We start from the raw sequence: 19949 nt of genomic DNA, 5'->3' as shown, positions 1-19949 counted from the left end.
TCAGTGTCCTTAGCTCGCCGTGATGTTGGGATCGAACGTGAAGATGACGTAGGTGCCGACGCCCATGATGAGGATCATCGACAGCACCAGCAGCGTGGTCAGCCAGAAACGCGTCGAGTCCTTGCGGGAGTAGTCCGCGATGATCGTGCGCAGGCCGTTGCCGCCGTGCAGCTGCGCCAGCCACAGCATCGTCAGGTCCCAGAACTGCCAGAACGGGCTGGCCCAGCGACCGGCGACGAATGCGAAGTTGATGCGGTGCACACCGTCGTCGAGCATGAGCATGATGAACATGTGGCCCAGCACGAGCACGACGAGTGCCAGGCCGGAGAAGCGCATGAACAGCCATGCGTAGAGCTCGAAGTTGCCCTTGCTCTGGCGCCGCGGCGAACGCGGGTTGGCCAAGCTGGCCGGACGGTCGTAGTTCGTGCCGAGGACCTTCGCCTCGGGACCCTGCGTCGACATCAGTGACCACCCGCCGTGAACATGTTGTAGAAGATTCGTCCCGCGCCGGGGATCATGACGACGAGCCAGACCACTGCGATCGCCCACAGCATCGGCTTCTGGTACTGCGGTCCCTTGGACCAGAAGTCGATCAACATCACTCGGATGCCGTTCAACGCGTGGTACAGCACAGCCGCGACGAGGCCGATCTCCATCAGGCCGACGAGCGGGGTCTTGTAGGTCTCGATGATGGCGTCGTACGTCTCGGGGTTGACCCGAACCATCGCCGTGTCGAGGACGTGGACGAACAAGAAGAAGAACGTCAACACGCCAGTGATGCGGTGCAGAACCCAGGACCACATGCCCGGATCCCCGCGGTACAGAGACCGCTTGCGCTCCTTGACCGGAGCGACTTCCGTCGTGCTACTCATCGAGTGCAATGCCTCCAACGTCGTTGGTGGACGCATCGAGCCCCGGTGGCCGGTCTTGCCTGGCTCGATTTGTCGCGATTCGGCCCTAGTGCTGGTTGTACTAGCCGCTTACTCGAAACTGTAAACCCATTCGAAACACGGAACTAATTCGACTCGAGGTTCGTACGCTGCCGAAATCCGGTGTTAGGTTTGCCTTCCCAATTGCCGCAGGCACTTTCGGCCGGATCTCTGCATCAATTCAGACACCGTGATTGGATGGTTCACCATGAACGAAATCGACTGGAAGACGTTGCGCGACAATGCTCATGAGGCAATGAGCCGTGCCTACGCCCCGTACTCGAACTTTCCGGTCGGAGCCGCAGCTCTGGTGGACGACAATCGGATAGTCACCGGGTGCAATGTGGAAAATGTCTCATACGGTTTGGGGCTGTGTGCGGAGTGCGGGTTGGTCTCGAACCTGCACACGACCGGCGGCGGCAGACTCGTGGCCTTTTCGTGCTGCGATTCCCGACGTGAAATTCTGATGCCGTGCGGGCGATGCCGACAGCTGCTGTACGAGTTCGGCGGCCCGGATCTGCTCGTCGACACCGTCTCGGGACCGGCTCGACTGGCAGAGTTGCTCCCGAATGCTTTCGGCCCCGACAACCTCGACGAAGGACGCGTGAACAACCATGCCTGACGCCGTATCGATCATCAGCGCCAAACGCGACGGGCGGGTTCTCGACGACGAACAGATCGAATGGGTGATCGCGGAGTTCACCCGCGGATCCGTCGCGCCGGAACAGATGTCGGCTCTCGCGATGGCCGTTCTGTGGCGCGGACTGTCGCGTCGCGAGCTCGGTACGTGGACGAACGCGATGATCGCGTCGGGCACACGAATGGACTTCTCGACGCTGCCGGTGCCCACCGTCGACAAACATTCGACCGGTGGTGTCGGAGACAAGATAACGCTGCCGCTGGCTCCGCTGGTCGCCGCCTGCGGGGCCGCTGTGCCGCAGCTGTCCGGTCGAGGACTGGGCCATACCGGCGGAACGCTCGACAAGCTCGAGTCGATCCCCGGGTGGCGGGCGGATCTGAGCGGCGACGAGATGCACCGCATCCTGGCCGATCCGGCGATCGGTGCTGTCGTGTGCGCTGCCGGTGCCGATCTGGCCCCCGCCGACAAGAAGCTCTACGCCCTACGAGACGTGACGGGAACGGTCGAATCCATCCCGTTGATCGCCAGTTCGATCATGAGCAAGAAGATCGCCGAGGGCACCGGGGCGCTCGTGTTGGACGTCAAGGTGGGTGCAGGCGCGTTCATGAAGAACGTCGACGACGCACGCGAACTCGCGACCGCGATGGTCGAGCTCGGAACCGACGCGGGCGTACGAACTCTGGCGGTGCTGACCGCGATGGACACCCCGCTCGGGCTCACCGCGGGCAACGCGCTCGAGGTCGAGGAATCGGTGGAGGTACTCGCCGGAGGTGGGCCGGCCGACATCGTCGAGCTGACGATCACGCTGGCCCGCACGATGCTCGCCGCGGCCGGGATCGAGGGCATCGACCCCGCCGACAAACTCGCCGACGGTTCGGCCATGGATCGGTGGCGAACGATGATCGCCGCGCAGGGCGGCGATCCCGATGCCGCACTACCCGTCGCCCGCGAGAGCCAGGACTTCACCGCCGCCACCGACGGTGTCGTCACCGGATTGGACGCGATGGGCGTCGGACTGGCGGCGTGGCGGCTGGGCGCGGGCCGCGAGCGACAGGGTGAGCCGGTGCAGGCCGCCGCCGGTGTCCGATTGCACGCCAAGCCTGGCGATCGGGTGCATGCAGGAGATCGGCTGGCGACGCTGTACACCGACACTCCCGAGCGCTTCGAGTATGCGCAGCAGGCACTCGAATCCAGCTGGGAGATAGGGGCCACGGCCCCGCAGCCGAGGCCCCTCGTGATCGACCGCATCGGCCGGTAGCAGCCTCCGTCAGATCAGGTTCCCTGCCTCGGTCAGAACGCTGCGCAGGATCTGCTCCATCTCGTCGAACTCCTTCTGACCGCAGATCAGTGGCGGAGCCAGCTGCACCACCGGGTCGCCGCGGTCGTCGGCGCGGCAATACAGGCCTGCGTCGAACAAGGCCGTCGACAGGAAGCCGCGAAGGATGCGTTCGGCTTCGGCGTCGCTGAACGTCTCCTTCGTGGTCTTGTCCTTGACCAACTCGATGCCGTAGAAGAATCCCTCGCCGCGCACGTCTCCGACGATCGGCAGGTCGTGCAGTTTCTCGAGCGTCGCACGGAACGCCGGTGCACTGTCCGCGACGTGCGCGTTGATGCCCTCGCGCTCGAAGATGTCGAGATTGGCCATGGCCACGGCGGCGGAGACGGGGTGGCCGCCGAAGGTGTACCCGTGCGCGAAGCTCGATTTGCCGTCGTCGAACGGCTCGAAGAGCTTGTCGGAGGCGATCATTGCGCCGATGGGTGAGTATCCCGAGGTCATACCCTTCGCGCAGGTGATGATGTCCGGCACGTAGCCGAAGTCGCTGCAGGCGAACATCGACCCGATCCGGCCGAAAGCGCAGATGACTTCGTCGGAGACGAGCAGAACGTCGTACCGGTCGCAGATCTCACGGACCCGCTCGAAGTATCCGGGCGGGGGAGGGAAGCAGCCGCCGGCGTTCTGAACCGGCTCGAGGAACACCGCGGCAACCGTATCCGGGCCCTCGAATTCGATGGCCTCGGCGATCCGGTCCGCTGCCCAGATTCCGAACGCCTTGGGGTCGGTGTCCAGGGGAGCGGGGGCGCGGTAGATGTTGGTGTTGGGCACTCGGAACGCGCCCGGTGTCAGCGGCTCGAACGGTTCCTTGAGCGCAGGGATCCCGGTGATGGCCAGCGCGCCCTGCGGGGTGCCGTGGTACGCGATGGACCGCGAGATCACCTTGTGCTTACCGGGCTTGCCGACCTTCTTGAAGTACTGTTTGGCGAGCTTCCATGCGCTCTCGACGGCCTCGCCGCCGCCGGTGGTGAAGAAGACGCGATTCAGATCGCCGGGGGCGTACCCGGCGAGCCGCTCGGCGAGCTCGATCGCAGGTTCGGTCACGTACGACCACAGGGGGAAAAAGGCCAATTCCTTGGCCTGCTTCGCGGCAGCCTCGGCCAGTTCCTCCCGGCCGTGCCCCACCTGCACCACGAACAGCCCCGAAAGACCGTCGATGTAGCTCTTGCCGTTCGAGTCCCAGATGGTCGACCCTTCGCCGCGGGTGATGATCGGGGGAGTGACCCCTGCGCCGTGGCGGGTGAAGTGGCCCCACAGATGCTTGGCTGCGGAGGCGTCGAGCTCGGATGTCGTTCGCGTCATCGTGTTCCCCAATTGTATTGCTGCTTGACGAGTTTGAGATAGACCAGCGTTTCGGTGCTGGTGACACCGTCCAGACTGCGGATCTGTTTGTTCAGGATCTGCAGGAGTTGTTCGTCGTCCTCGCACACGACTTCCACGACGACGTCGAACGACCCTGCGGTGAGGACGACGTAGTCGATCGCGTCGATCGCCGACAGTTCCTCGGACAGTGCGTAACTGTCGCCGGTGCACCTGATGCCGATCATGGCCTGGCGCTTGAATCCGACCTGTACCGGATCGGTCACCGCGACGATCTGCATGACACCGGAGTCCGTCAGGCGCTGAACTCGTTGGCGGACAGCCGCTTCCGAGAGTCCGACGGCTTTGCCGATGGCAGCGTACGAGCGTCGCCCGTCCTCCTGGAGTTGCTCGATGATCGCCTTGGAGACGTCGTCGAGTGCGATGGGTGGTTGCTCGGGCATGGATCGATCTTGTCACTGTGGTAGCCGTGAACACAACCCGTCGACGATGAAAAGCGTGTCATTTCTCGATCGATACGACAGAATCCGTTGTCGAAAGGCCAGAAACAGAGAGAATCCGTGGATCCCACGGTACTGTCGCAGGCATGGCGAACATTCCTGGTTGTTGGATCGGTGGACGCTCGGCGGACGGTAGCGGTGATCGGTACGAGATCGACGATCCCGCGACCGGAGCGGTCGTCGCCGAGGTGGGTCTGGCCACCGCCGCCGACGTCGATTCGGCTCTCGCGCATGCCCGATCGGCCTTTCCCGCATGGTCCACCGCCACCCCCGCGCACCGCAGTGCCGTGTTGACGGAACTGGCGCGGCTCGTGGCCGCCGACGCGGAGAACTTCGTGTCCGAGGAAGTGGCGCAGACCGGCAAATCGTCAAGACTGGCAAGGGAATTCGACGTTCCGGGCAGCGTCGACAACATCGAGTTCTTCGCCGGAGCGGCGCGGCACCTGGACGGCAAGGCCGCTGCGGAGTACTCGGGTGAGCACACCTCCGCCATCCGTCGCGATGCCGTCGGAGTGGTCGGTTCGATCACGCCGTGGAACTATCCGCTGCAGATGGCGGTGTGGAAAGCGATGCCTGCGTTGGCGGCCGGATGCTCCATCGTGCTCAAACCCAGTGAACTCACCCCGCTGACCACGTTGCGGCTGGCGCGCCTGGCCACCGCAGCAGGCGTTCCCGACGGGGTGTTCAACGTGGTCACCGGAACCGGTCTCGACGCAGGCGTCGCACTGTCATCCCACGCGGGTCTGGACCTGATGACGTTCACCGGCTCCACTCCCGTCGGCAGGCGCGTGATGGCGCAGGCTGCCGCGCACGGCACCCGCGTGCAGCTCGAGCTCGGCGGCAAGGCACCGCTGGTGGTGTTCGAAGACTCAGATCTCGACGCAGCCATCCACGGAGCCGTCGCGGGATCGTTGATCAACGGCGGCCAGGACTGCACGGCAGCCACCCGCGCCATCGTCGCCGAATCCCTGTACGACGACTTCGTGGCCGGAGTCGCCGAGTTGATGGGACGCGTCGTGATGGGAGACCCGACCGATCCGGCGACCGACATGGGATCGTTGATCTCCCTCGCGCACCGCGATCGTGTTGCCGCCATGGTGGATCGGGCTCGCGCCACCGGAGCCAGGATCGTCACCGGAGGCCGTGTGCCGGAGGGCCCGGGTGCGTTCTACCCGCCGACCCTGATCGCCGATGTCGGCGAGCAGGACGAGATCTATCGCGACGAGGTGTTCGGCCCGGTGCTCACGGTGACGAAGCATCACGGAGACGACGATGCGATCCGACGCGCCAACGACACCGAGTTCGGACTGGCCGCCTCCGCCTGGACCAGGGACGTGTACCGCGCGGGCCGAGCGACGCGGGAGATCGCCGTCGGCTGTGTGTGGATCAACGACCACATCCCGATCATCAGCGAGATGCCACACGGCGGGTTCGGGGCCTCGGGGTTCGGGAAGGACATGTCGAGCTACTCTCTCGACGAGTATCTGACCGTCAAGCACGTCATGACCGATATCACCGGTGTGGCTCGAAAGGCCTGGCACCGAACGGTGTTCGCTTCGGCCCATCCCGAGGCGCAGGGGGATGCCCGATGAGCGCGTCATGGGCAACCGCCCCCACCGACCGCGGCGTGGCGATGGTGGCGGGCGCGGCACCGGAGTCCTACTGGCTCGACCGTCCCGAACGCCCGGCACCACGGCCACGGCATACGGGTTCGGCAGCCGCGGATCTGGTGATCGTCGGCGGCGGGTTCACCGGATTGTGGGCGGCTCTGCAGGCGGCGGAGGAGAATCCGAACCGGTCGATCGTCCTGCTCGAAGGCGATCGAATCGCCGAGGGCGCAACGGGACGCAACGGCGGCTTCTGCGCGGCCAGCCTGACGCACGGACTGAGCAACGGACTCGACCGCTACGCCGACGAACTACCCGAGCTGCTGCGCATGGGCACCGAGACGCTCGATGCGATCTGCGCGACTGCCGAGAAGTACGGAATCGACGCCGACATCGAACGCACCGGCGAGCTCGACATCGCCAATTTCGACTGGCAGGTGGACGACCTGCGGGAGCTCGGCGACGAGGGGAGACGACTGTCGCAGCCGATGGAATACCTCGATGCCGCGGCAGTGCGGTCCAGAATCGCCTCACCCATGGCGCGCGGCGCACTGTTCGACCCCGACGTCGCGATGATAGATCCCGCCAAACTCGCGTGGGGCCTGGCCGACGCGGCCGAGTCGCTCGGCGTTCGGATTCACGAGAACACCAGGGCTCTGTCGATCGGCAAGTCCGGCAACGGTATTCGAGTGAAGACGGGATACGGCACCATCGAGGCCGCCAAGGTTCTGCTCGCCACCTCGGCATCGAAGTCGTTGCGTCGCAAGCTCCGTCACTGGATCGTCCCGGTGTGGGATTACGTGATCATGACCGAACCGCTGACGTCTGCGCAGCTCGCCGACATCGGCTGGTCCGGTCGCGAAGGCTTGGCCGACTGCGGCAACAGATTCCATTACTTCCGGTTGACGGCGGACGATCGCATCCTGTTCGGCGGGTGGGACGCGCACTACTTCTACGGTAGCGACACCGACCCACGCCGAACCCAACATCCCGAAGAGTTCGCATTGCTCGCCGAACACCTGCTGCAGATGTTCCCCGGCCTCGAAGGAATCCGTGCCACCCATGCCTGGGGCGGGTCGATCGACACGTGCTCGCGGTTCAGCGCCTTCTGGGACCTCGGACTGAACGGACGGGTGGCCTCGGTGGCCGGATTCACCGGCCTCGGCGTCGGCGCGTCGCACTTCGGGGCCCGCACCGCCCTCGATCTGCTGGACGGCAAGGACACCGAACGAACACGACTGAAGATGGTGCGCAGCAAGCCTCTGCCGTTCCCACCCGAGCCCATCAGATCCATCGGCATCAACGTCACCCGCGCCGAGTTCGCCCGAGCCGACCGCAACGGCGGCAAGCGCGGCCTGTGGCTCAAGGGAATGGACGCGCTGGGTCTGGGCTTCGACAGCTGACAGAGCGGCTTCGCCGCACGTGCACGGAAACTCGACCTCTGCTACGAATTTCCGCTCACATGCGGCGCAGCCGCTCTACTCGTGCGGGACGACGACCACCGGCACCGGGGCGGCCCGCAGAATCTTCGCTGCGCTCGAACCGAGGAACACCCGCTTGGGAGTCGCCAGTCGACTCGAGCCGAGGAACAGCACATCGCCCGGCTTCCAGTCGAGGTTGCCCATCGCCTCGTCCAGCGTCGACCCGTCGGCGACGACGGACTGCAGGCCGTCGATATCGGGGAGAGCGCGAACCGCCCGATCGAGATTGTCCTGCGCGGCGGCAACCTGTCGTCGACGGGTGTCCAGTGACGTCTCGTCGCTCGGAGCCCCGGTCGGTTCGAGCGAGACCAGCGACACCAAGCGCACCGGCACGTGCGCCGCGCTGGCAAGGGTGATGGCGAAGGGCAGCGGATTCGGGGCAGAGGCCCGAGTGGGGACGGCGACGGTCAGGTCGGTGATCGGAGCGCTGGAGAGCCGGTAACCCCGAGGGGCAAGGGCCAGCGGTACCTCCGACGCATGCAGCAGTTGACTGGCGACCGACCCGATCGAGTGCCGGTTCAACAGACCGTCACCGGCACCGCCGACGACGATCATGTCGGCATCGGTGTTCACCGCGAAGTCGATCAGGGCACGGGCGAACGACTCGTGGGTGAGCACGTGCGTGGTCACCTCGATGCCCGACGGCACCTGGGCGGCCGCGTCGTCCACCCAGCCTCGCGCCTTGGCCTCGAGAACCTTTCGGTACGGTCCGCTGCCCTCCATGACGGGTTCGTCCACGGCCATGACCAGCACGATGTCGATGGAGGCATCGAGGGCACGGGCGAGGGCGGTGGCCAGGGCTACGCCGTCGTCTCCGCTGGGGGTGGCGAGGTAGCCGACGGTGATCTTCATGAGCTCGGTGTCCTTCTCTGCTAGTAAGTGTCCGGAACCTTGACTTCGGTGGACGCGGTGAGTGTCTTGCCCTGGAAGAAGTCCCTGTTGCCCACGAAGCACAAGAGCATGAGCGGAATTCCGAGTACCAGCATGCCGACGCCGAGAACGAACACTCCGCCGATCGGACCGTAGACGGTGTAACCGTAGTCGGGCTTGATCATGTCGACCGCGCTCTGGACGAACGCCCATGTCATCGACAATCCGCCGAGAAGTGGAAAGATGCCGCGCATGAACAGGTTTCGGACGGACGAGAACAGGGTCCGACGGAAATACCAGGTGCACGCGTACGCGGTGATGCCGTAGTAGAACGCGACGGCCAGTCCCAGCGAAGCCACCGAATCCTGCAGCGCGTTGGCGCTGACGAAGGTCAGCACCAGGTAGAACATCAGGGCCGCGGCCCCCATCACGAGCGTGCCGAAGCCGGGCGTCATGTACTTGGGGTGCACGCTGGCGAACCGCTTGGGAATCGCTTCGTACACGGCCATCGACAGTGTTCCGCGGGCCGTGGGCAGGATGGTCGTCTGCGTCGAGGACAGTGCCGAGATGGAGACCGTCAACAGCAGCAGCGACGCCACGATCGAGCCGGCGACCGGATCGCCGAGAATGGTGAGCACATCGTCGACGTTGTCCGGATTGTTCAGGCCGATTCCGGTGTCGCCGAACCCGGCGAACGACTGCACGGCGTATCCGACCAGCACGTACGTCGCGACGAGAATCAGTGTGGTGATCACTGCGGCCCGGCCCGGGGTCTTCTCCGAATCCTTGGTTTCCTCGCCGACGGCCAGGCACGCATCCCATCCCCAGTAGATGAAGATGCACAGAATGATGGCCTGGGCCGCGTCGGACATCGTCACTCCGGTGGGGACCAACCAACTCCACTCGGGGGTGATGGCCTGTGGTCCCGCGGTGCCCGTGCCCACCTTGACCAATGCCGTCACCGACACTCCGATGAGCACACCGAACTGCACGACGAGCAGCACGTTCTGCATCCGTTCGCTGATGAGGATGCCGCGAAAACTGACGTAGGTCATCGAGACGATGAAGAACGAACCGAGGGCGACCTTGGCCGCGGTCGACTCCGCCAGGTCCGACAGGCCGAGGAACTCGAACAGGTAGATGGCGGCGATCTCGGCAACGTTGGCGAGCACGATGATCGCCGAGACCGCCAGCCCCCATCCCGCCATCCAGCCCACCCACGGGCCGAACGCCTTGGTACCCCAGGTGAACGACGTTCCGCAGTCCGGGGTGTCGCGTCCGAGCTCTCGGTAGGCGAAGGCCGTGAGCAGCATCGGGACGAACGCGATGAGGAACATGGACGGCGCTTTGTCGCCGACGGCCAGAACGACGTAGCCGAGGGTGGCGGCCAGACTGTATGCCGGAGCCACCGCCGACAGCCCGATGACGATGTTGCCGACCAACCCGAGAGCGCCGGTGTTGAGTCCTTTACCCGGAAGGGTGTTCGGCGGTTCCACAGTGGACATAGGTCTCTCCGAAGTTCGAGTCGACCGAGCACGTCGGAGGGGGGACCCGACAGAATCGGCCGCGTGTGTGGGATGAACACTACGATTTCCGTCGCCGATTCGCTGTGTATCGACGGAATTGTTTTCATCGGAGTAACAATGCAACGGAATAGGTCGCGCAAGCGGCGAGGTTCGCCGAAATCCGTGGACTCGCCGATGGGCTTCGGCGGACGCGCGTGCGCGAGGGCCGCACGCTACCGTCGTCACATGAGCACCGCGGAGAACACTCAGTCCTCGATCGGTGGCAGTGCGCCACTCGATCTCGCGTCGATCAGGACCGCTCCCAAGGCGTTGCTGCATGATCACCTCGACGGCGGACTCCGCCCGCAGACCGTGTTGGAGCTGGCCGAGGAATGCGGTTACGACGACCTTCCCGCCACCGACGGTGCAGCATTGGGCGAGTGGTTCCGCGACGCCGCGGACAGCGGCTCCCTCGTGCGGTATCTCGAGACGTTCGCGCACACCGTCGCCGTGATGCAGACCCCCGAAGGGCTGTTCCGAGTGGCACGCGAATGTGCCGAGGATCTTGCCGACGACGGGGTCGTGTACGCCGAGGTGCGCTTCGCTCCGGAACAGCACCTCGAGCGTGGCCTGACTCTCGACGAGGTCGTCACCCACACTCTCGCCGGTTTCGAGGCGGGTATTTCCGCCGCCAAGGTACGCGGCAAGAACATCACGATCGGCACCTTGCTCACTGCCATGCGGCATGCGGCGCGTTCGCGGGAGATCGCCGAACTGACGGTTCGCTTCCGCGACCGCGGCGTCGTCGGCTTCGACATCGCCGGTGCCGAAGCGGGCTTTCCTCCCAGCCGCCACCTCGACGCCTTCGAGTACATGCGAGCGAGCAACGCGCACTTCACCATTCACGCGGGGGAGGCGTTCGGTCTGCCGTCGATCCAGGAAGCAGTGGCGTTCTGCGGCACCGACAGGCTCGGTCACGGAGTTCGAATCACCGACGACATCACCACCGGTGACGACGGCACACCGCAACTCGGTCTGCTGGCCGCCTACGTCCGCGACACCAGGATGCCCCTCGAGCTGTGCCCCAGCTCCAACGTCCAGACCGGTGCCGTCGAATCGTTGGCGACGCACCCGTTCGATCTGTTGGCCCGAGCGCGATTCCGGGTCACCGTCAACACCGACAACCGGTTGATGAGCGATACCTCGATGAGTCGCGAGATGGCCAGGCTGGTCGAGACCTTCGGCTACGGCTGGAGCGATCTCGAGAGATTCACCATCAACGCGATGAAGTCGGCGTTCCTGCCGTTCGACGAGCGGCTGGCCCTCATCGACGACGTCATCAAGCCCGGTTACGCAGTGCTCATCGGCTGATGCCGCGGACCGAGCCGGCTGCTACTTCTTGCGCAGCCGGCTCTCGAACTCACGCTCGAGTGCGCGCCACGCCTCGGCCTCGACGTCGAACGGTGCGCTCGGGGCGAGCCGATCGGGGCTGGGTTCGAGGGTGTACGAGACGTACCAGCCCAGCGGGGTGGACGTGGCGAGAGCCTCGTCCACGGAGTCGTCGCCGGCGAAATCGGCTGCGTCGGTGAACAACTCGACAGCGAGGTCGAGTTGGTCGACGTCGACTGCAGTGGGGCCTTCGGCGAGGTCGTCGGCCAAACCTGGCAGCACGTACACGTTGTCGTCGGTGACGGTGATGTCGAGGGATCCGTCGATGGCCGCGGTCTGAACGTCGGAGTAGGTACTGACCTGCGCCAGGTCGTGATCGTGGTCGTCGGCGAGATACCGGGCCAGCGACCGCTCGGAACCGAAGACGCTGATGGCTCCGCCGCGACCGAGGAACACCGGCTTGTCACCGAGGTAGCACCGCAGGGTGTACAGGGTGTCGTCCGAGGTGATGATGCGAATCGGGTCGATGCCCACGGTGGTCCAGAAGGTCTCCTCGGCGGCCGCCGCGGCGATCGGATCACGGTCCACCTCGGCAGAGTCGTCTTCGTCTTCGTCTTCGTCGTCGTCCGAATCGGAGTCGATGTCGTCCGTGACGTCGTCGGCGTCGACGGCGTTCTCGGCCGCGGCGGTGATCTCGGCTTCCGCTACGGCGACGGCAGCGGAGTCGACAGCGGGGGAGGTGACGATGGAGTCGACGGCGTCGAGCACGTCGTCCCAGTGCTTGGCGACAGCCGCTCCGATGCGGTCCCAGAGTTCTCCGCCCTCGCGACCGAGGAAGTTCTCGACGCCTCCGCCGACGGCCCCGACGAATGGGTTGGAGCCGAAAAAGCTTGTGACGGGGCGTAGTTCGCAGACATCGCCGATGGAGGAGACGATGTCGAAGGTGGCCTGCAGTTCGGCGAGAACGTCGGCCTCGGGGTCGGAGGCCACCAGCTCCGGTACCGCCACCAGATCGAAGCGGTGCAGATCGTCGGGCTCGAGTTCGTGTGCGGCGAGTGCGGAGACCACCTTCCACGACGGATGGTCGACCAGATCGTTGTCGTCGTCGGATCTGACGAATGCCGCGAGCTCTGCGACGCTCGAGAAGCCGTACAGGTCTTCCTCGTGTCCGAGAAATGCCTCCCACTCGTCGTCGCCTTCTCGCCACTCTGGTGCCCACAGCGTCGAGAAGTCACCTGCGGTGAGACCGAGTTCGATCGGGATGATGTCTCCAGCCATGGCGCGAAGCCTATCTCAGGAGTCTGTGAACGAACCCCGCAGACTTTGCAGGATCGTCTCGCGCTGCTCGAGCGCCGCAGCGGCGGCCTCTGCGGCCGCTGCGGTGATCGTCGACGCGAGTGCGTGGGCGGCAACCGATCCGAGGTTCTCGGCGAGCTCGAGCTCGACCAGGGCTCCGGATCCGTCGGCGACGACAGTGACCAGGTTGTCCGGCGAGGTGAGTCGAATTCTGATGCGGTCCAGGCGCTCGTGCGTTTCGCGGAGCGCATCGAGCCGGTCCTGGGCGCTGCCGACCAGAGTGTCGAGGTCGGTGGTGCGGGCGTCGGTCATACCTGCTTCAACCAACTCGTGGGTGCGGAGTCCTCTGCGAGATTCTCGTTCGCCTCGGCAGCGACTCGGGCAAGGGTGGGCAGACCGAGGCGATCGAGAACCTCGGTGGGAACGCCGTCCTCGGCGAGAAGCGTGCGGCGCCGAGCGCGGGCAGCCGCGCTGGCCCGTTCGCAGTGCTGGAGAATCGTCGACGCCAATGCGCCTCCGCCGTAGCGCAGTTCGCGCTCGTCGATGACGATTCCGATCGGCAGTCCGTGTTCGGTGGCACGCACCGTCACCGATCCCGATCGAGTACCCGACACCGCGCTGACGACGGTGGTGTCCGAGTCCGTCATCGTCTGACCCCTCATTCGGTCGGACGGTAGAAGCCCTTGAAGCCCATACCGCTGTTGGTTGTTCTGATCGGTCCCACCTGCACGGGGTCGCCTGCCTCGACGAGCTGACCGTTTCCGATGACCATGGCCACGTGCCCGTCCCAGACTGCGAGGTCACCGGGCATCACCTCACCGGGTGCCACGGCGGATCCGATGTCCTGTTCCTGTGCCAGACGCGGGATCTCGATGCCCTGCTGCGCGTACGCCCACTGGGTCAATCCGCTGCAGTCGAGCCCCCGGCCCGGCGTGGTACCTCCCCACGCGTAGGGCACACCCTGTTGGGTCAGTGCGCTGCGGACGGCACCTGCGGCTTCGGCGTTGGGTGCGGTGACGGTACTGCCGTCGGGTAGGCGTATCTCGACTCCCCGGCCGATGTGCTCGGGGGATCGGGAGGGATCGGTGCCCGGATTGCCCAGGTAGTTGTGGGCACCACCGCTGCCGAGCGACTCGGTCCCCGCGGCGGGGGACGAGACGGACTGGGCGAACGTCCTCGCCAGCTTCTCACCTGCCTCGATCACCTGTGATGTCGCGGGCGAGGTCATGAGATTCGAGGGTGCGCCGGAGGCCGGTGTCGGTTCGCCGCCCACGGGGGCGGGAACCGTGGGCGGAACGGCCAGTTCACCGACTATCGCGGTGTGGACGGCCAATTCGCCGCGAACCCTGGACACCACCACGAGAGCTCGCTCGAGGTGCTCGATGGCCGCCGTGATCAGCATGGTCTGCCCCGGCGGGGTGGCGATGATCGGCCCGGCCGACAGTGCGATTCCCACGAACGACTGCACGATCGCCTGCAGCTCGAGGAAGCCTTGGTTGGTGTCGCGACAGGCCCGATCGACGACGGCAGCGATGTCGTCGGCGTGGTCGGCGAGAGCGACGGCGCTCGTATGAGCGTTCTCGGCGTAGCGAACTGCCGCATCGGCGGCCTCACCGTTCCAATTCGCAGCGAGCTCGGTGACCGCGACCCTGCCGATTCCCCGAGCCGCCTCGATCGCTGCCGAGGACACCCGCAGCACGTCGGCCGGCCCCCCGGTGGGGAGCGCCCCGTTGCCGAAGGCCCCGAGCAGATCGACGATGGGACGGGCCAGCAGATCGATCATCGGCGCTTACCGCGCGTCCGTCGCGACACCGGCGGCCGAGGCCGCAACGGTTGCGCCGGTGCCGGCGTCGGTGAGGGCGTACGAGACCGCGGATGCAGTGGCCGCGGAGCCGATGCTCGCCACCGCGCCGGCCAGGCGCACCACGGCGTCGGTGTGCGCCAGATGGGTGCCGGTGACGGCGCCGAGAAATTCCTGTCCGATCAGGCCGAAGACCGGAGCCAGCACAGCGGGGCCGCACGCGGCGGCGGCAGCACCTGCCGCCGCGATCTGCTCGGCCATGGTCGACGCCACCGCACCGTATGCGAGGACCCCCTCGGTTTCGACGACGAGCTCGGCCATCACTGCCCCCTGAGAATGCAATCGATTCACGGTCGTCGAGTGCGACGCCCAACTGGTTCGACGCGGGTACGCGCCATTCGGTTCCCCCGAGTTGCCGTTCGCGCCCCGCCGCAAAGGTCCTATCCTGGTCGGCATGGAAACACACGTGGTCGATCACCCACTGGCCGCAGCCCTGCTCACCACGATGCGGGACGAGCGCAGCGACAACGCCACGTTCCGGTCGGCTCTGCGCCAGCTCACCCACATGCTGGTCTACGAGGCCACCCGCGATGCCGCGATCGACACCTTCGAGGTTCGGACACCCGTCGCGGTCACCGAGGGAACCAGGCTGGCTCGACCGCCGTTGCTGGTTCCGGTTCTGCGTGCGGGCCTCGGCATGGTCGAGAAGGCCAGCAGCCTCATCCCGCAGTCCGGCGTCGGTTTCGTCGGGATGGCCCGAGACGAGGAAACGCACCAGCCCGTCCCGTACATGGAGTCGCTGCCCGACGATCTGTCGAGGACGCCCGTCTACGTCTTGGACCCGATGCTCGCCACCGGCGGATCCATGGTCCACACGATCGAACTGCTCGTCGGCCGCGGCGCAGCCGACGTGACCGCCATCTGCGTCGTTGCTGCTCCCGAAGGGGTTGCCGCCCTCGAAGCCTCGGGTCTGCCGGTGCGACTGGTGGCCGCGAGCATCGACGACGGCCTCAACGACAACGCCTTCATCGTTCCCGGCCTCGGCGACGCGGGCGATCGTCAGTTCGGCCCGCGCTGACGAACGCCGCCGCGCCGAGTCTGGTCCTCGGTGTCTCGTGGCCGTCGGCGGCGTCACCTGCACCGCAGCCCGGCTTGCGGCTGCTCGACGTCGCCACCGAGCAGATCGAGTTCCGCGAACTGGTCGGTCGCACGCTCGGATTCCGTGCGCCGGGTGCGTCGACCGATCGGTACTGCACCGGGCGCATGGCATTTCGGGCCGACGGCCCGCCGCGCTACGTGGCGTGCCCCGGCCGGGAGCGGGCCGTCGCGTCGGGACAGTGCGCGTCGTGCGCGGACAAGGACAGCTTCCGATTCGTGCACACCGTGCATCGCAGCGGGTTCGTCTCGCGGGATCTGGAAAAGCATGTCATGCAACCGCATTGGTTGTATCTGGCAGCGTTCGCCAACGGCACCTTCAAGATCGGGACGGCAGCGGACACCCGTAAATGGGGCCGATTGGCCGAGCAAGGTGCCATCTGCGCTCGGTACGTCGCTCACGCGGACGACGGAAAGGTCGTCCGAGTGGCCGAGGATCTCGTGACCGAATCGATGGGACTACGGCAGGCGGTGCGGTCGGCCGCAAAGGCCGCCTCGCTGTGTCTGCCGATCGACGTCGACAGGCTCGACGCCGCCGCCGCTGCCAGGGCCGAGCAGGTCCGCGAGATGCTGACCGAGGCAGGCATCGCCGGATGCACCCCGGTCGACGAACGGTGGGCCCCGCCCGCAGGCCGGGAAGCGTTGAGCGAGAACGTCAGTCGCGTCGCCTACCCCGCCGACATCGCAACCGGATCCCACGGTCTCGAGATCAGGACCTGCGTCGGGCAGGCGGTGATCGCGACCGTCGACGACGAGACCTACGTCGTGGATCTGGCGGCGCTGAAGGGTCGGCGAATCGAACTGGGGGCCTTCACGTCCGATCTGCCTGCGGTGCAGTCGGCGCTGTTCTGAGGGTTCCTCGACGCCTAGAGGTGTTGGGCGTAGTCGGTCAGTTCGGCCAGGATCTCGGCTGCTGCCGCCCGCGCTCTCGGCAGGTCCTCTCGGCCGACGACCTGCTCGATCACTTCGAGGTAGGCCTTGAGCTTCGGTTCGGTACCGGACGGTCGCACGATCACCCGCAGCCCCGATCCGCTGATGTCGACTGCGTCGGTGCGTAATTCGTCGTCGCGCTGGGCGTAGTCCACAACGGTGACGGCCCGACCGGCCAATTCGGTCGGCGGTTCGGTGCGGAGCCGGTCCATCATGTTCCCGATCTCGGCGAGGTCCTGCACCCTCCGCGAGACCTGTGCACCCAGGTGTACGCCGAACTCGACCGCGAGGTCGTCGAGCACATCGAGCAGGGTGCGGCGCTCCTGCTTCAGGCCGGCGGCCAGGTCGGCGAGTACCACGGCGGCCGAGATGCCGTCCTTGTCCCGCACCACCGTCGGATCGACACAGTGTCCGATGGCCTCCTCGTAGGCGTACACGAGGCCCTCACCCGCACGGACGAGCCACTTGAAGCCCGTCAGGGTGCGGGCATAGCGAGCGCCGCGCGCCGGGGCGAGCGCCGAGAGCAGTTGTGACGACACGATCGTGTTGGCCACCAACGGGTCTGCGGGGCAATGACTCAGCAGGTGGTTCGCGAGGAGGGCACCGGTCTCGTCGCCGGTCAGCATGCGCCAGCCGTCGGGCCCGGGAACTCCGACCGCACAGCGGTCGGCATCGGGGTCGAGTGCGATCGCGATATCGGCGTCGATGTCGGCCGCCAGTGCGAGCACCGCGTCGGCCGCGCCCGGTTCCTCGGGGTTGGGGAACGTCACGGTCGGGAAGGCGGGGTCCGGTTCGAATTGGTCCTCGACCACTCGGATGTCACGGAACCCCGCACCACGCAGTGCGGCCGTCGCGAGCTCGCCACCGACACCGTGCAGGGGAGTCAACGCGATGCGGATGTCTCGACGCGTCGAACGTGGCAGTGCGACAACGGAGTCGAGGTATCGCGCTGCGATGTCGGAGCCGCCGGGCTGCACGATCGCGCGCGGGATCTCGACCGCGTCGGCCGTGGCGGCGATCAGCGCTTCGATCTGGGCGTCACTCGGCGGGATCAATTGCGAGCCGCCGCGTAGGTACACCTTGTACCCGTTGTCGGCCGCAGGGTTGTGCGACGCCGTGATCTGTACGCCGAGTTCGGCGTCGAGTGCCCGCACAGCGAAGGCGACGACGGGGGTCGGCAGTGGCCGCGGCAGCATCACCACGGAAAAGCCCTGCGCGGAGAAGACTTCGGCGGCCGCGACAGCGAACTGCTCGGATCCGTTTCTGGCGTCGCGACCGACCACAACGGTTGACCCGCCGAGACCGTTCTCGATCAACCACGCCGCGATGCCGGCCGAGGTTTTCGTCACCACCGCCACGTTCATCCCGTTCGGTCCCGCGCGCACCGGGCCACGGAGCCCCGCGGTGCCGAACGTCAGGGGACCGCTGAACCTGTCGGCGAGTTCGGCGTCGGACAGGCCGTCGAGTTCCTCGCGGGCGACGGGGTCGGGATCGCCTGCGATCCATCGTTGCACCCGCTCGGTGAGCTCCTCGGTCACAGGCGTGAAACCAACTCGTGCAACAGCGCTCCCATGCGAGCGGCGGAATCCTTACCGGCAGCGAGCACTTCGGTGTGATCGAGGTGTTCGCCGGTCATTCCGGCGGCGAGGTTCGTCACCAGAGAGATGCCGAGGACGCGTGCACCCTTCGCGCGAGCGGCGATCGTCTCGTGCACCGTCGACATCCCCACGAGGTCGGCACCGAGCGTGCGCAGCATCTTGATCTCGGCGGGCGTCTCGTAGTGGGGGCCGGGCAGTCCGGCGTAGACGCCGTCCTCGAGCGACGGGTCGATCCGTGCCGCGAGCGCGCGAAGTTCGGGCGAGTACGCGTCGACCAGATCGACGAATTCGGCACCGACGAGGGGCGAGCGAGCCGTGAGGTTGAGGTGGTCGGAGATCAGCACGGGCTGCCCGACGCTCATACCGTCCCTGATACCGCCTGCAGCGTTGGTCAGCACGACGGTCGTGGCACCGGCGGCGATCGCGGTCCGCACGGGATGCACGACGCGTCGTAGATCGTGACCCTCGTAGGCATGAGTGCGTCCCTGCAACAGCAGTGTGTGGGTACCGCCGACGTCCACCGAGGTGATGGTGCCGGAATGTCCCGACGCCGACGGCGGCGCGAAACCGGGCAGGTCGGCCATGCGCACGGTCGCGGTGGGGGAGCCGAAGACGTCGGCTGCCGCCTGCCATCCGGAACCGAGAACGATGGCCACGGTGTGGGTATCGACCCCGGTTGCTGCGGCGAGTGCGTCGGCGGCGATGCGCGAGGCACCGTCGGGATCGGTCACGGGGTCGGTCGTATGTGCGTCGGTGGTTGCCACGATGAACAACAGTAGGAGATCGACGACACGGATGTGCGACCGGCGGAAGTTACCGTTGGGTAGTATCCGCTGCATGCCTTATCTCGAACGCGACGGCGACGTCCACATCCTGTTCCTCGGTGCCCAGGACGGAGCGGACAATCCAGAGAACCGTTTCCACCCGGACTGGATCGACGCCACCCACGCGTTGCTCGACGAGGTCGAGGCCTCGGAGGGCCCGGCGGCTCTGGTGACCACGTCGGCAGGCAAGTTCTACAGCAACGGTCTCGACACCGACTGGCTGTTCGCCAACCTGGACAAGATCACCTGGTATCTCGACCGCGTCCACACCCTCTACACCCGGTTGCTCGCTTTCCCGATGGCCACCGTCGCAGCTGTGCAGGGGCATGCATTCGGTGCGGGCGCGATGTTCGCCACCTCGCACGACTTCCGTGTCCAGCGCGCCGACCGAGGCTTCTACTGCCTGCCCGAGGTGAACCTGAACATGCCGTTCACCGTGGGAATGTCTGCTCTGATCAACTCCCGGCTGCCCAAGCAGACCGCCGTCGAAGCCATGACGACCGGTCGCCGCTACGGCGGTGCCGACGCAGTGGCCGCAGGAATCGTCGAGGCGACGGCATCGGAGGAGACGCTGCTGTCCGACGCGGTCGCGAAGGCGGCGGCGCTGACGAGCACCCGGGGTGCGAACCTTGCCGGGATCAAGAGTCGTATGCACGTGGATCTGCTCGCCGCGCTGAACACCACGACAGACGACAGCAACTTCAGCTTCGGGAAGTAGCAGGACCGTCGTCACCCGCGACTCGGCACAGCTCTGTTCCGACACTCGCTCGC

General features: G+C 66.2%; 21 protein-coding genes. 8 read left to right on the top strand and 13 right to left on the bottom strand.

Features of this window, described 5'->3' with window-relative positions; all coding sequences use genetic code 11:
- Positions 1-9: 9 nt before the first annotated feature.
- Complete coding sequence (locus tag CH306_RS00345; protein WP_032397462.1) at positions 10-462, bottom strand: succinate dehydrogenase hydrophobic membrane anchor subunit; 453 nt, start codon at positions 460-462, stop codon at positions 10-12.
- Positions 462-872 (bottom strand): succinate dehydrogenase, cytochrome b556 subunit, encoded by a 411-nt coding sequence (sdhC, locus tag CH306_RS00340; protein ID WP_082073728.1) that lies wholly within the window; start codon positions 870-872, stop codon positions 462-464. Before sdhC ends, CH306_RS00345 begins: the two co-directional genes overlap by 1 nt.
- A gap of 265 nt (positions 873-1137) precedes the next feature.
- Between sdhC and CH306_RS00335 the strand changes: the two genes are divergently transcribed.
- On the top strand, positions 1138-1551 hold the full coding sequence (locus CH306_RS00335) for a cytidine deaminase (RefSeq protein WP_032398212.1): 414 nt from the start codon (positions 1138-1140) through the stop codon (positions 1549-1551).
- Entirely contained in the window at positions 1544-2827 is a 1284-nt protein-coding gene (locus tag CH306_RS00330; RefSeq protein WP_094645342.1) for a thymidine phosphorylase, read from the top strand. The genes CH306_RS00335 and CH306_RS00330 overlap by 8 nt, the downstream gene beginning before the upstream one ends.
- 9 nt (positions 2828-2836) lie before the next feature.
- Here CH306_RS00330 and CH306_RS00325 read toward each other — a convergent pair whose 3' ends face one another.
- Together CH306_RS00325 and CH306_RS00320 are read right to left on the bottom strand one after the other, a co-directional pair.
- Complete coding sequence (locus tag CH306_RS00325; protein ID WP_032397460.1) at positions 2837-4204, bottom strand: aspartate aminotransferase family protein; 1368 nt, start codon at positions 4202-4204, stop codon at positions 2837-2839.
- Positions 4201-4665: an Lrp/AsnC family transcriptional regulator gene (locus tag CH306_RS00320; RefSeq protein ID WP_032397459.1), complete on the bottom strand. Its 465-nt coding sequence runs from the start codon at positions 4663-4665 to the stop codon at positions 4201-4203. Before CH306_RS00320 ends, CH306_RS00325 begins: the two co-directional genes overlap by 4 nt.
- A gap of 143 nt (positions 4666-4808) precedes the next feature.
- Between CH306_RS00320 and CH306_RS00315 the strand changes: the two genes are divergently transcribed.
- Together CH306_RS00315 and CH306_RS00310 are read left to right on the top strand one after the other, a co-directional pair.
- Complete coding sequence (locus CH306_RS00315) at positions 4809-6314, top strand: gamma-aminobutyraldehyde dehydrogenase (RefSeq protein WP_094645341.1); 1506 nt, start codon at positions 4809-4811, stop codon at positions 6312-6314.
- Positions 6311-7732 (top strand): NAD(P)/FAD-dependent oxidoreductase, encoded by a 1422-nt coding sequence (locus CH306_RS00310; protein WP_094630139.1) that lies wholly within the window; start codon positions 6311-6313, stop codon positions 7730-7732. Before CH306_RS00315 ends, CH306_RS00310 begins: the two co-directional genes overlap by 4 nt.
- A 75-nt stretch (positions 7733-7807) precedes the next feature.
- Here CH306_RS00310 and CH306_RS00305 read toward each other — a convergent pair whose 3' ends face one another.
- Together CH306_RS00305 and CH306_RS00300 are read right to left on the bottom strand one after the other, a co-directional pair.
- The gene (locus CH306_RS00305; RefSeq protein WP_094628528.1) at positions 7808-8662 is read right to left on the bottom strand and encodes a universal stress protein; all 855 of its coding nucleotides are present in this window, start codon (positions 8660-8662) and stop codon (positions 7808-7810) included.
- Between the two features lie 20 nt (positions 8663-8682).
- On the bottom strand, positions 8683-10185 hold the full coding sequence (locus CH306_RS00300) for an APC family permease (protein WP_094628530.1): 1503 nt from the start codon (positions 10183-10185) through the stop codon (positions 8683-8685).
- Positions 10186-10431: 246 nt separating this feature from the next.
- Between CH306_RS00300 and CH306_RS00295 the strand changes: the two genes are divergently transcribed.
- Positions 10432-11556 carry an adenosine deaminase gene (locus tag CH306_RS00295; protein WP_094645458.1) on the top strand — a complete coding sequence of 375 codons (1125 nt, stop codon included), beginning with the start codon at positions 10432-10434 and terminating at the stop codon, positions 11554-11556.
- 21 nt (positions 11557-11577) lie between these two features.
- Here the strand turns inward: CH306_RS00295 and CH306_RS00290 are convergent, their stop codons facing one another.
- From CH306_RS00290 to CH306_RS00270, 5 genes are read right to left on the bottom strand one after another with little or no spacing between them, the layout of a single operon-like run.
- The gene (locus tag CH306_RS00290) at positions 11578-12852 is read right to left on the bottom strand and encodes a primosomal protein (protein WP_094645340.1); all 1275 of its coding nucleotides are present in this window, start codon (positions 12850-12852) and stop codon (positions 11578-11580) included.
- 15 nt (positions 12853-12867) lie between these two features.
- Positions 12868-13182, bottom strand: a complete 315-nt coding sequence (locus tag CH306_RS00285) for a YbaB/EbfC family nucleoid-associated protein (protein ID WP_094645338.1) — start codon at positions 13180-13182, stop codon at positions 12868-12870.
- Positions 13179-13517 (bottom strand): hypothetical protein, encoded by a 339-nt coding sequence (locus CH306_RS00280; protein WP_032397453.1) that lies wholly within the window; start codon positions 13515-13517, stop codon positions 13179-13181. Before CH306_RS00280 ends, CH306_RS00285 begins: the two co-directional genes overlap by 4 nt.
- An 11-nt stretch (positions 13518-13528) precedes the next feature.
- Positions 13529-14653, bottom strand: coding sequence for a C40 family peptidase (locus CH306_RS00275; protein ID WP_094645336.1), 1125 nt, complete (start codon positions 14651-14653; stop codon positions 13529-13531).
- A gap of 6 nt (positions 14654-14659) precedes the next feature.
- The gene (locus CH306_RS00270) at positions 14660-14992 is read right to left on the bottom strand and encodes a type VII secretion target (protein WP_032397451.1); all 333 of its coding nucleotides are present in this window, start codon (positions 14990-14992) and stop codon (positions 14660-14662) included.
- Between the two features lie 133 nt (positions 14993-15125).
- Between CH306_RS00270 and upp the strand changes: the two genes are divergently transcribed.
- Positions 15126-15749 (top strand): uracil phosphoribosyltransferase, encoded by a 624-nt coding sequence (upp, locus tag CH306_RS00265; protein ID WP_032398209.1) that lies wholly within the window; start codon positions 15126-15128, stop codon positions 15747-15749.
- Between the two features lie 74 nt (positions 15750-15823).
- Positions 15824-16678 carry a DUF2797 domain-containing protein gene (locus CH306_RS00260; RefSeq protein WP_256980993.1) on the top strand — a complete coding sequence of 285 codons (855 nt, stop codon included), beginning with the start codon at positions 15824-15826 and terminating at the stop codon, positions 16676-16678.
- A 14-nt stretch (positions 16679-16692) separates the two neighbouring features.
- On the opposite strand, the gene CH306_RS00255 is transcribed toward CH306_RS00260, so the two are convergent.
- A complete protein-coding gene (locus tag CH306_RS00255) occupies positions 16693-18294 on the bottom strand; it encodes a phospho-sugar mutase (RefSeq protein WP_094645334.1) in 1602 nt (533 codons plus the stop codon).
- Positions 18291-19193 (bottom strand): purine-nucleoside phosphorylase, encoded by a 903-nt coding sequence (locus CH306_RS00250; protein ID WP_373453958.1) that lies wholly within the window; start codon positions 19191-19193, stop codon positions 18291-18293. The genes CH306_RS00255 and CH306_RS00250 overlap by 4 nt, the downstream gene beginning before the upstream one ends.
- On the opposite strand from CH306_RS00250, the gene CH306_RS00245 reads away from it, so the two are divergent.
- Complete coding sequence (locus tag CH306_RS00245) at positions 19192-19896, top strand: enoyl-CoA hydratase/isomerase family protein (RefSeq protein ID WP_045195813.1); 705 nt, start codon at positions 19192-19194, stop codon at positions 19894-19896. The two genes, CH306_RS00250 and CH306_RS00245, sit on opposite strands and share 2 nt — an antisense overlap.
- Positions 19897-19949 lie beyond the last annotated feature (53 nt).

This window comes from Rhodococcus sp. 15-725-2-2b, assembly GCF_002259075.1.
Lineage (GTDB): Bacteria > Actinomycetota > Actinomycetes > Mycobacteriales > Mycobacteriaceae > Rhodococcoides.
The sequence above is the reverse complement of the archived record's forward strand: the minus strand, read 5'-3'. Positions and strand labels throughout refer to the sequence as shown.